We start from the raw sequence: 10746 nt of genomic DNA on the forward strand, positions 1-10746 counted from the left end.
ATGCGCGTGCCGAGCTAAAATATCCGCCATCGCCGAGGAGTCCTGTCCATTCGTTGCCAAGGGTTCTGTTATTCGCCGTCCACAAGATCCCTGAGGAGGGATTGTATATTATGGGGTATTCTTCGGCGTCGAGACATCCTTCCCATGATGCTGTCCCGTCGGCAAAAGAGACAGGTATATTACCTTCGTAGCCTTTTCTTTTGGGGACGTATCCTATCAGTGTCCAGCCTATATTGCCTTCGCTGTCGCCGACGACGAGGTTGAGTGCGGGGGTTCTGACGTTCTTGCTTTTTTCGAGGGCTTCTTCTGCCGTCACACAGTCTTCGAAGAGGACGAGTTTCATGTTAACACTTAGAAGTTCATGGGCGACCCATTTCAATGCGACAGGCTTACCGAAGAAGGTCTTGTCTAGGACGGGACCCCATATTGTGTTAATGACGTCGCATTCTGCAGTCTTTCCGCCTTTGATATTGATGATTTCCGTATCTTTTTCATATGCCATCACGCCGTCAGGTGTCTTATAATATCCTGGCTCCGTTTCTTCTATGATGACGATATCGGTGGCGTTGATCTCCGAAGCGGTAAGCCCCCAAGCAACGTTTCCATTGCTTCCTAAGACTATCGGTGGAGCTCCCGGCAATGTCACGCCATCGACGACGATTTCCTCGCCTTTGTCGTTGTAATATTCAAAATGTGCACGGTACCATACGTTAGGAACGCTGTGGCTTAGGTGCATGTCGCAGGCGACGATGGCGCCTTGTCCTCCTGTGTGGCTGCCGTCCATAACCCAGTTATTACTACCGATAGGCATTATTTCGGGGAATTGTTCCTCTTCGGTAAGGCCTCTTTTATAGAGGTATGAGAACGACTCTTCGCCAGGGATCGGTTTCATAGGAGTGATGCTTTCGTCCAATGTCGCCTGCCATGCCGAGCCGTTGTTAACAAAAAATTCGTATACGTCCGGAGGCAACAGCTTCTCCATATATCCTCGTGAGAGGTCGAATTCTCCCGTCGAGTCTTGCAGCTCTTGGAACATGACGATACCGACAAGCATGCTATCTTCTGGCATCCACTCTCGTGGCGTTCCACCAAGAAGATAATATTCCCACGGTTTTTTTGACAAGGCTTTGACGCCTGCATTGACGCCTTCAGCATAGGCGATAAGGTCTTTTCTTTCTGCTTCGGGCATCATCTCAAAGTTTTTTTGCATACGCTTGCGAAATTGATGGAAGCGCTGCTTCTTGTCGAGGGGCAAGGCTTTTTTACCGACGAGCTCAGAAAGCTCTCCTGCCGATTTCCTTCTGAGGAGGTCCATCTGGAAGAAGCGTTCTTGTCCGTGCGTGAAGCCTATCGCCCGTGTTATATCGGCACGGTTCGAAGCTTTTATCGTGGGGATGCCGTAGCTGTCGCGTTCTATTGTGACGGGGGCGCTCAAGCCAGGAAGTTCTACAGTGCCGGAGTATTGCGCTATGCCGCCTTTGACGAAATGGTATATTGTGCCGGCGAGGGCTCCAGATATGATGATTAGCGCCGAAACGGTTATTATTATGTATTTTTTAAGCTTCTTCATCAGACCTTTTCTCCAAAATTTTTTCTTTGTCATTATGCTAAAGAGACCATTTTCTTTCAAGATTAAATAAGACATTGATCATTGTTCATTGATCATTGATCATTGATAAAAGTCTTTACTTTTAATGACATCTGCAGTAAAATATTTTGTATTTATATAAGGGGTTCACACATCATGATGCACTTAAAAAAACCATCGGCGCTTATTGTCGGTTTAGCACTTTTTTCTATGTTTTTTGGGTCTGGCAACCTTATTTTCCCGCTATTTATCGGGAATGAGGCGCAGAGCATGTGGTTTCCTGCTACTATTGGCTTCATCTTGACAGGAGTCCTCGCTCCATTTTTGGGCGTCATTGCTATGGTGATCTTCCATGGCGACTACAAGCGTTTCTTCGAAACTTTGGGGAAATACGGTGGCTTTTTGCTGACGGCGCTACTTCTTACCATATGGATACCGTTAGGTTCTGCACCGCGATGTATAGCACTCAGCTATGCAAGCCTACAGCCATACACATGGCTTCCGCCGGTGTGGGTCTTTAGTTCTGTCTTTTGTCTCCTTGTCTTCCTCGTCGTACACCATAGAAGCAGGATAATACCTATATTGGGGTATGTCTTGACGCCTATGCTTTTGACGTGCCTTGCTATAATAATAATAAAAGGTATTTTCGGCGGTGTCGTCACCGAAGGTGATGTTAATGCCGGCGTAGCATCTCACGTCTTTTTTGGCATCCGTGAAGGATATAATACCATGGACCTTATAGCTTCGCTATTTTTTGCGGCGTCTATTATTTCTTTGCTCAAGCGCAACAACGTCAACCATTCGGCGTCGTTGAGTTTGGCATTACGCGCGAGCCTCATAGGCATAAGCCTTATCGGTGCGGTATATTCCGGCCTTATATATCTTGCTTCTGTAAACAGCGGCGCCCTCGTCGGCGTCCCTAAAGAGCAGCTTCTTGCTACTATTGCCAAGGCAACACTTGGGACACATCTCGGCATAATATCTTCTATAGCGATCGTTTTGGCGTGTTTCACCACTGCCGTTGCTATCGTTATCGTCTATGCCGACTTCCTCAAGGTATATGCCATAAAATCGTTCGGAAAGCGTAATAACGTCATCTCCATCGACATCACCTTGATTGCGACGTTTGTGATGTCGCTCTTCGGCCTCAGCGGTATAACGTCTGTTACAGCGCCGGTGTTGCGCGTATGCTATCCTATCCTTGTCGTACTTATTATCTACAATGTCACGCGCATTGTTTATAAGAACAAGAAGGCTGGCGGCACCCTTGAAAGTCTCATCGACGAATAATTCTTATAGCGTATAGCTTTTAGTAAGGCATTGAAATAAAGTTTGACATTTTTTCTGCGAAGTATATTCTAAAAAATGCTGTTCTAAAACCATATACTATTGGAGTATGCCATGAAAAAAATTATAATAGGCGCTATATTAATATCTTTTGCTTTTATCTTATCGGGCTGTGATGCCAAAGGTGACGTAGCAACGAGTTCTGCTGCTATTGACAAAGCAAAGACGCTAGAAACCGTTGAAGTTAAGGTAGACTATCTTCTCGAGCAAGCAGAATATTTCTATGACACAGAGCAATATCAAGAAGCTGTCGATCTCGCGGAATATATCCTAAAATATCTCGACAAGAACTCTCCAGAAGCCAAGAAGCTTCTAGAAGATGCAAAAGATGCTCTTTTAGAGAAGGTCAACGATGAAATAAAAGGCTTTTCTCTATAGTTTTTCTATAGTTTCTTGTTCTTCGATAAGATCGTGGAGTTCGTTGTATAGCGCTTCGATATTTTTATGTATGGTGCCGTGCTTGCGCGTAAGGGTTTGCATGTCTCCTGTGGCTTGCTGCGCTGCCGATACCATCATATTTTCGAGGTCGTGTTTTTCTTTCTCGTCTTTTGTTGTCTATGTTTCTATCGACGTCTTTTTTTTCCTGGCCTGTGTTTTGAGATTTGTTCCACCTTTTTGTTTTTCGGTGACACCTTTTCTGAAGAGTGTTGTTCTCGATAACGCTGCTCTACAAGCTCAAAATCGACCTTTCCGCTTTTCAGCGTTTCCACTTCACATTCAAATATTTTTGTGGCGAGTAAATTTATATGTTCTTTAAGCTGGTCAGCCATTGTTTTTGCTTGTGTAGAAGGGATAGAATTACCATTACCATGAGATTGGAATCCTATGGAGATACCCGTAAACCTGTTTTTGAAGTGGGCATGACCTTTCTTTGTTACTATCTGCTTCCATAGATCTTTATGCCCTGAGAATAAGTTGTATATAGGGTTGTATCTAACACTACATTGACCTCTCGGTGCATCTATCGCTTCTACTATATCTAAAAGACCATTTTTTTGATTGAGTTCATTTACTGAAGCTCTCAGTGATTCCATGACATTCATTGTTTTTTCTCTTTAGGTATTCATTGTTTTTTCGATTTCTTCTTTTCTACACATAAGATCGTCAAGCTGGGAATAAAAAGTTTCTATCTCTTTATTTACCAGCCCATGCTTACGCGTCAAATGCCCCATATCGTCACCATTCTCTTGCGCAACGTTGACCAACATAATTTCAAGTGACTGCTTTTCTTCCTCAAGAGCTGTTATTCGCGCTTCAACGACTTCCATACGTTTTTTTATAGGGCGAAGCTTAAGATTTCTTGCTGCGAGGATTTCTGCACGGAGGCGTCTTTCTTCTTTGGCGCTGACCTTTTTACCGTCGAAAGTTTTTGTCTTTGTGGCGTCGTCATCCCACCCTATTTTATCTAGGAAGGTGCTGTAATCTCCTAGGAACGTCTGCTGACGGCTTTTATTGCATATCACTATCTTATTGGCTTTGAATCTATGAAGTATCGCTTCGTCGTGCGACACCATGATTACGGTACCTGGAAAACGTTCTATAGCGTCCATCAGGGCTTCTATCGAAGCGATGTCGAGGTGATGTGTCGGCTCATCGAGGATAAGGACGTTTGCCGGTGTAAGCATTATCTTTGCAAGAAGGACGCGGCTTCGTTCTCCTCCCGACAATATACTTATCGTCTTTTTGACGTCGTCGCCGGTGAAGAGCATCGTCCCACAGACGCTACGGATCTCGTCGTATGCTGCTGTTGGTATGGCATCGACTATCTCTTCTTCTATTGTCTTCGTCATATCTAATGCTGCGATATCTTGCTGTCCGAAATATGCCTTTATGACATTATTACCGGCGACGACTTCTCCTGAAGACGGTGTAAGCATGTCAGACAATAGTTTCAGTATCGTGGACTTCCCTCTTCCGTTTTTCCCTATTATTGCTATGTGTTCTCCGTTGCCGATTTCGAAGGTGAGGTTTTCTATAAGTTTCTCTGAGGCGTTGTAGCTAAAAAACAGGTTGTGAGCGCTTAGGACTTTCTTGGTATAGCATTTTTTGTAGTGAAAGCTGAAGGCAAGGTCACGTTCGTGTTGTAGGGTGTCGAGGGTTTCCATCTTTTCAAGGGCTTTCATCCGCGACTGTGCCTGTGACGCTTTCGTTGCTTTTGCTCCGAAGCGTTTAACAAAAGAGATCATCTGTTCTTTCTTTTTCTCTATCTTCTCTCTGGTACGTTCGTACGTCTCTTCTTGTAGTGATATTGTGGTGTGGTATTTCTCTAGGTTTCCAGCGATTTTCGTCATAGCGCCACGTCCTATGCCGATAACGTGGGTGCATAAGGCATCGACGAAAGATCTGTCGTGTGAGATGAACAATATCTGTCCACGCCATGCGCGTAGATATTTCTCTAGCCACCGTATTGCTACGATGTCTAGGTAGTTTGTCGGCTCGTCAAGAAGAAGCAGGTCTGGCTCTCCAGCGAGGACTTTCGTCAGGGCAAGGCGCAGCTGATACCCTCCGGAGAAGCTGTTTGGCGGCATGCTGAAGTCTTCTTCGGAGAATCCCAGGCCGCTGAGGATCTTCTCAACGCGGTATTTCTCATCGCGAATTTCCTTTGGAAGCCCTAGCAAAGCCTCTTCTACGAGGGTGCCTTCTTCGAAACGTAGATGCTGAGGGAGTTCTCCGATACGCAGACCTTTTGGGATACGTATCTTTCCAGAATCTTCTTCTTCGGCGCCGGAGAGGATCTTTAGCAGCGTCGTCTTTCCTGAACCGTTACTACCGACGAGGGCGCAGCGCTCCCCTTTTCCTATTGTGAAGCTGACGTCGGAGAAAAGCGTCCTTCCTCCGTAGCTTTTTGATATTCCTTCAACGTGTATCATAGTGTTTCCGGGATTGGTATAATGTGTTTTGCAAACTTTGTAAACATTCTTCGAAGACAACATCTTCGTCTTCTTCAAGGCTCTCTTCGAAGTCCCACACTATGCTCATAATATTAATAAAGACATTGATTTTTTCATCTTTCATACTGTCGGACTTCGACACCAGGGTCCTACACAGTTTTGCTATTCTGTTTATATATATAGGGTCCATATGCTTCTTGACGACGGCGGTGTCGTCATAACAATAGGCGTCGTTGCTCTTCGAGATTCTTTTCGGAATTTTTTTAATGCGATCAATTTCTTTTTTTACAACTTTAACGAGTTTTTTGTGCTTTTCGAAGAACTTTTGCAGTTTATTTTTTCGTACCGTCGTCAATTTCGGAGGGGTATTATCTTTTTCACTGCTGTCAGATGTTTGTTGCGCCGCTGTTTCGTCGTCGGCAGTGGTAGTGGTGTCATTGTCGAAGAATTCTTTTAGCTCTTCGTAGGAAAAAAAGCTTGCAAGGTCGACAATCTTGATATCCTCACCTTTTTCGATCATAATATTGTTGCTATGGAGGTCGAGATACATGAAGCCAAGAGAATGGGCATAATGAAGGACGTCGAGAAGCTGTCCTGCCAATACTATAGACTTTTGTTGTGAGCACATCTTACGCTCGGAATTATACACTGTCTCTCCTTCGACGAGCTCCATGACAAGGTATCCCACATACTCGCTTTCTTCGGTAACGTCGAAGAAATATTCTATAGGCTTAACGATGTTTGGGTGGTTGACTATAAGCCCTAGCTGATATTCTCTTTCTATATCTTTAAGGTGCTCCCAGAAAACCCCTTGGAGCGTTTCTTCGCAGTGTTTGTATGCTTTCAGCGCGAAGCTTTCGCCATGGGAATTCTCTACGGCGAAGACTTCCGCAAGGGCGCCTTCTCCGAGTTTTTCAATGATTTTATATGTCTCTGATGGTGACACTACATATTCGAAAGCAGCATTCGATATAGTGCTGTCATGCTGGCTATTTTCGCTAGCAAAGCATGTAAATGCAAAAGCGACAAGCGGTATAAACAGTAGTTTTCTGTATCTCATCGGCCACCTTGGTATTTTTTGATTTTTTCCTATGTAATTGTACTTCTTCTTGTTATAATAAGACAATCGATAAGTGCTATCCTATACTCCTTACCCATTATTATAATAAAAGCTTGACAAGATAATACTATCTAGCTATAGTTTACTTTTTAAAAAGCAAAAACAGCTTTATTGTTATTAAATACAAACAAAACAAAAGGATTTTATGAGTGCGCCATCAACAACTAATATTAAACGGGCAGAATTATATGTTGCTTTGCCTTCTGAAAGCGTCTCCACACAGCCCGAACCACTCCAAACAGGAAAAGCTCTTGATAAAATCCGTGAACAATATTTACATACACCTCCCCGCACGGCAATAGCTCAAAGGGAAGCTCCTGCTTTATCACACATTCCTTCATCAAGTTCAAGCATCGAACATAAACTCGTTCTGCGCTCTCTTGTCATGGCTCTCGCAAGCCCTGCTTCTGGTGAAAAGAAACAGGCCTTTTTCAAAAGCATTAGGCAGGAAAATGCCTCCCTAAAAAAATGCGGCAAAGAATGCATATCAGCCTATCCTTTTGATATAACAAAATTTTCTGCGTTCATAATGCAACTAAAAACTCTTTTTCGGCTTTTGCGTACAGATTCCACTTCAAATACTGACATCGAGAATACTTTACTTCATAGAACATATAGCGAGAGCGTAGAGGCATTACAGAATTATATGCCAAACAGAATAAACGAGCTCTTGCAAGACGAACTTTTAGATAAAAAGGACAAATTAGCACAAATACGAGCATGTCTTTTGTATGGCATTTCCCTTGTCGGCCTATTAGAGGTAGAGTACTCTTTTGGAGGAGAGCTTCCCTATCACAATATCGATCACTCTTCAGGTGTAGCCCAAAACACTTTCCTTTTGATGGAAGGCTCTGATGAGACCTTAAGAGCGCTGGCTTTTTGCTCAGCATGTAATCATGACCGTAGCATGCGATACGACCTAAACACTTTTTCCCGCAAAAGCAGTACCATGGATTCTGGCAGTGAAGGCTCAAGCCGTAAAAAGACAGTGCGCGATCTGTCTGAAATTATAAAAGCCTGCAAAAAAGCATATGGTCTAGATATCATGAATCTTTTATGCGAATGTGAAGAAGAAAGCCTTGTCACTCCTTTAATGTTAGATATTATTAAAAAACAAATCGACGGCACGGTTCCTAATTTAAGCGAATTCGGATCGCTAGGGACGATAAGTAACGCTGGGGAAATTATCCCCATTCCAGTCGGCATTGCTGTTTCAGAATTAGAAGGTCGCAATCCTAAAGATTTTAGGTTTTCTGACGAAGATATCGAAGAAAAGATGAAGGCACGGGTTATGACATTAGTAGAAGGTTTTAGGAAAGAACCACAAACAATAGAAACTATTGTAGAGGAAATTAAGTGTTGTGCTGTTCCTATCGCTGACCTAGGAAAAAGCATTTCCGATCCTATAATTAGCATAGAAAAAGAAGCCCCAGCCCTGTGGGCAGAGATGCTTCCTAATGACGAACACTTAAAAACACTTTTGGAATATGATGAGAACCCTGCTCTTTTCATGGAAGATGAAGAGGCGATATCAAGATTGCGTGCTGCTAAAGACAGTTATCTAAAATTTACGGGTAATCTAACCGACATAGCAAAGGGTAAATATCAAGGACAAGCAATCTTCGCCTTAGGCCGAGCACTCATTATGGAAGAAAGAACTTACTTCCCTTTAAAAGCGGCTCTTTATTACTTACAAGAGTTAATTGATAAGCAGCAAGGCACAGTATTAGAATCTTCAAAAAGCCCTGCTGGAAAAAATCCTGCAGGATGGACGTTAGAACAAACGGAAAGCTATTTCTCACAAATACGAACAATAACTCAAAACATAGAAAAACTATACAGCGCTGAAAAAAGGACGAGTTGTTGTGTTGGAGAAGTCCTGGAAATCAACCGCAGTGGGGCACAAATCGCTAATGACGAGTACATATCATTAAAAAGCTTGGCTTTAGATGACTTCGCAAAAACTCTTATGGCTAGACTGCGGGAGAGAACTCGTAGTGAAACTATCCCTGTAGGACACAGCAGAAGAGACTCTATTTGTCAACAAAACCTACAATGCACACGAACAGGAATTTTACCACCTAGAAATCTTTTGACCACTCCGCACACAAAAAAAACCCGCTCCTTTTCTTATTTTCCAAGAGCTTCAGAAAAAACAGAAAGAGCTTCTCGTGCGCTTGCCACGATTATACTTTCATTAGATTCAATAGAAAGGGATACTGCCCTTTTATCGAAAGCCCCCCAGGAACAACAATTGGCCTTACGAATTGCTCGCTCTGCTGAAGATGTCAAGCAGCGGGTTAAGACTTTATATGCTCATGATGATGACTCCAAATCATTGTCTCCAATTGGTGAAGGTGTCGATTCTAGTGATGATGATGATGATGATGATGATGATGATGTCGCTGTAATGTTTATCCGATAAGGAATTTCTTGTCTTTCGACTTCTCTGTACACGCCTTACGAATTTGCAGCTCTTTTCCAACTTTATTCCCTAATGCTGCTCCTTGTGAGCAATGGCGATGTTTGCTGTTTCGTTTTCTAAGCCTTGGGTATGCCATAGGAACCCTTCGCTCTAGGTCTTTTGTAAGGACTGTTAGCGCCTTTGAGTTTTTTTCGGTGTCTTTGCTCGCCTGTTCCTTTATTTTATTGCAGAACCCTTCTGCCACACCACGGAAAAAGGAGTTTTTGCTGGCTAAACCTTTAGGCATTCTCTTTTCTCTTTTCTTTGAAAGCCATAGATTCTCTAACTCTTTATCTAAGAATGCTGCGACATATTCTGCCGTTATGACATTACAAGGATCACCGAAGACTTCAAGGTATACGCACGACTTCCCGGAGTTTATCACGGGAAAGACAAAGAACGTACGCAGTATCGTTGTCATAGCTTCTAATTTCGCTGAATATCTTTTATGTTGTAATACCCTTTTCACCATCATCTCATCGTCGTCGTCATCGAGTAATTTTTCTGCTTTGGAGATGTTGTATTTCACCATTAGCTCCTGACTTTTTATTGTCGCCAGTTCTGCCTCGTGATGGTTGCTGCTGCTTCCTAGTGCTAGGAGTTTCTGTATCTTTCGTGTCAGTGAAAGCGCCGAAGTCGAAAGTGACGAAGGCATATCAATTTCTGTTCCTTTTGTCGAGGCACCATAGACGTCTTTTTCCCAGCCGCATTTCCTGCAGGTTTTACGGAATTCCTTGCCATGGTCTTCGACGCTGGTACCATATCGTATAAAGGTCAGGTAATGAGCGATCTCGTGTCGTAGTATCGCTGACAGCTGTTCTTTGTTATGAGAAAGCATAAGGATTTTGTGTATTCCTATCTCGTAGATATCGGCATCGAAATATCCAAGGTGTCGAGGGTTCTCGAAGACGACGATATTAAGCGGGTATGTATAAGAAGATATAGTAAAGCGGCTCTTGCCGACTTTCGCTCCGACTTCGTCGCGGAGGATTTCGCGTGCCTGCTTCTTTATTTTTCTAAGAAACGATATTATGGCCTGAGAATATAGTAGTTGTTTATCTTCCATCATGTCTTACACTTAATTAGTGATGTTACGCGCTACCGATTTTTTTACCACAAAGTTTCCCAGGGTGCTCTGCCGCTCCTGCAATAAAAAGCAACAAACCCCAATTTTTTCACCACAGAGACACAGAGCACACAGAGCGCGCCCACTGCGCAGAGCGCGCGCAGCGGACGCACAGCTGTCGCCATTGTCATTGATTGTACTTCCTTTCTTTGTTTTTCCTATAACAAACGTAAAGATACAATCTTACTTTTACGACAACGGCGAGAGGGG

At 43.4% G+C, this 10746-nt stretch carries 9 protein-coding genes; 3 read left to right on the top strand and 6 right to left on the bottom strand.

Translation table 11 applies throughout. The features are described from left to right. Window positions 1–1570, bottom strand: a 1570-nt coding sequence (locus HN980_04835) for a penicillin acylase family protein (GenBank protein ID MBT6928801.1), incomplete at its 3' end; no start/stop codon positions are given. Window positions 1571–1744: 174 nt separating this feature from the next. Between HN980_04835 and HN980_04840 the strand changes: the two genes are divergently transcribed. Together HN980_04840 and HN980_04845 are read left to right on the top strand one after the other, a co-directional pair. Beyond that, a complete protein-coding gene (locus HN980_04840; GenBank protein ID MBT6928802.1) occupies window positions 1745–2878 on the top strand; it encodes a branched-chain amino acid transporter in 1134 nt (377 codons plus the stop codon). 111 nt (window positions 2879–2989) lie between these two features. Continuing rightward, window positions 2990–3313 (top strand): hypothetical protein, encoded by a 324-nt coding sequence (locus HN980_04845; GenBank protein MBT6928803.1) that lies wholly within the window; start codon window positions 2990–2992, stop codon window positions 3311–3313. Here the strand turns inward: HN980_04845 and HN980_04850 are convergent. The 4 genes from HN980_04850 to HN980_04865 are packed head-to-tail and all read right to left on the bottom strand — an operon-like array spanning window position 3308 to window position 6886. Further along, on the bottom strand, window positions 3308–3451 hold the full coding sequence (locus tag HN980_04850) for a hypothetical protein (GenBank protein MBT6928804.1): 144 nt from the start codon (window positions 3449–3451) through the stop codon (window positions 3308–3310). The genes HN980_04845 and HN980_04850 overlap by 6 nt on opposite strands. A 47-nt stretch (window positions 3452–3498) precedes the next feature. After that, window positions 3499–3978, bottom strand: coding sequence for a hypothetical protein (locus tag HN980_04855; protein MBT6928805.1), 480 nt, complete (start codon window positions 3976–3978; stop codon window positions 3499–3501). A gap of 12 nt (window positions 3979–3990) precedes the next feature. Next, window positions 3991–5802, bottom strand: a complete 1812-nt coding sequence (locus tag HN980_04860) for an ABC-F family ATP-binding cassette domain-containing protein (GenBank protein MBT6928806.1) — start codon at window positions 5800–5802, stop codon at window positions 3991–3993. Beyond that, the gene (locus HN980_04865) at window positions 5792–6886 is read right to left on the bottom strand and encodes a protein kinase (GenBank protein MBT6928807.1); all 1095 of its coding nucleotides are present in this window, start codon (window positions 6884–6886) and stop codon (window positions 5792–5794) included. Before HN980_04865 ends, HN980_04860 begins: the two co-directional genes overlap by 11 nt. Window positions 6887–7091: 205 nt before the next feature. On the opposite strand from HN980_04865, the gene HN980_04870 reads away from it, so the two are divergent. Next, the gene (locus HN980_04870; GenBank protein ID MBT6928808.1) at window positions 7092–9371 is read left to right on the top strand and encodes a hypothetical protein; all 2280 of its coding nucleotides are present in this window, start codon (window positions 7092–7094) and stop codon (window positions 9369–9371) included. Here HN980_04870 and HN980_04875 read toward each other — a convergent pair. Next, entirely contained in the window at window positions 9361–10479 is a 1119-nt protein-coding gene (locus tag HN980_04875) for a DUF2786 domain-containing protein (protein MBT6928809.1), read from the bottom strand. The genes HN980_04870 and HN980_04875 overlap by 11 nt on opposite strands. Window positions 10480–10746 lie beyond the last annotated feature (267 nt).

It is taken from the genome of Waddliaceae bacterium (assembly GCA_018694295.1).
Taxonomy (GTDB): domain Bacteria; phylum Chlamydiota; class Chlamydiia; order Chlamydiales; family JABHNK01; genus JABHNK01.

Excerpts from the sequence above, each read along its gene's own strand:
- HN980_04840 (MBT6928802.1), top strand. The coding sequence starts at position 1,745 with ATGATGCACTTAAAAAAACCATCGGCGCTTATTGTCGGTTTAGCACTT.
- HN980_04845 (MBT6928803.1), top strand. The coding sequence starts at position 2,990 with ATGAAAAAAATTATAATAGGCGCTATATTAATATCTTTTGCTTTTATC.
- HN980_04850 (MBT6928804.1), bottom strand. The coding sequence starts at position 3,451 with ATGATGGTATCGGCAGCGCAGCAAGCCACAGGAGACATGCAAACCCTT.
- HN980_04855 (MBT6928805.1), bottom strand. The coding sequence starts at position 3,978 with ATGAATGTCATGGAATCACTGAGAGCTTCAGTAAATGAACTCAATCAA.
- HN980_04865 (MBT6928807.1), bottom strand. The coding sequence starts at position 6,886 with ATGAGATACAGAAAACTACTGTTTATACCGCTTGTCGCTTTTGCATTT.
- HN980_04870 (MBT6928808.1), top strand. The coding sequence starts at position 7,092 with ATGAGTGCGCCATCAACAACTAATATTAAACGGGCAGAATTATATGTT.
- HN980_04875 (MBT6928809.1), bottom strand. The coding sequence starts at position 10,479 with ATGATGGAAGATAAACAACTACTATATTCTCAGGCCATAATATCGTTT.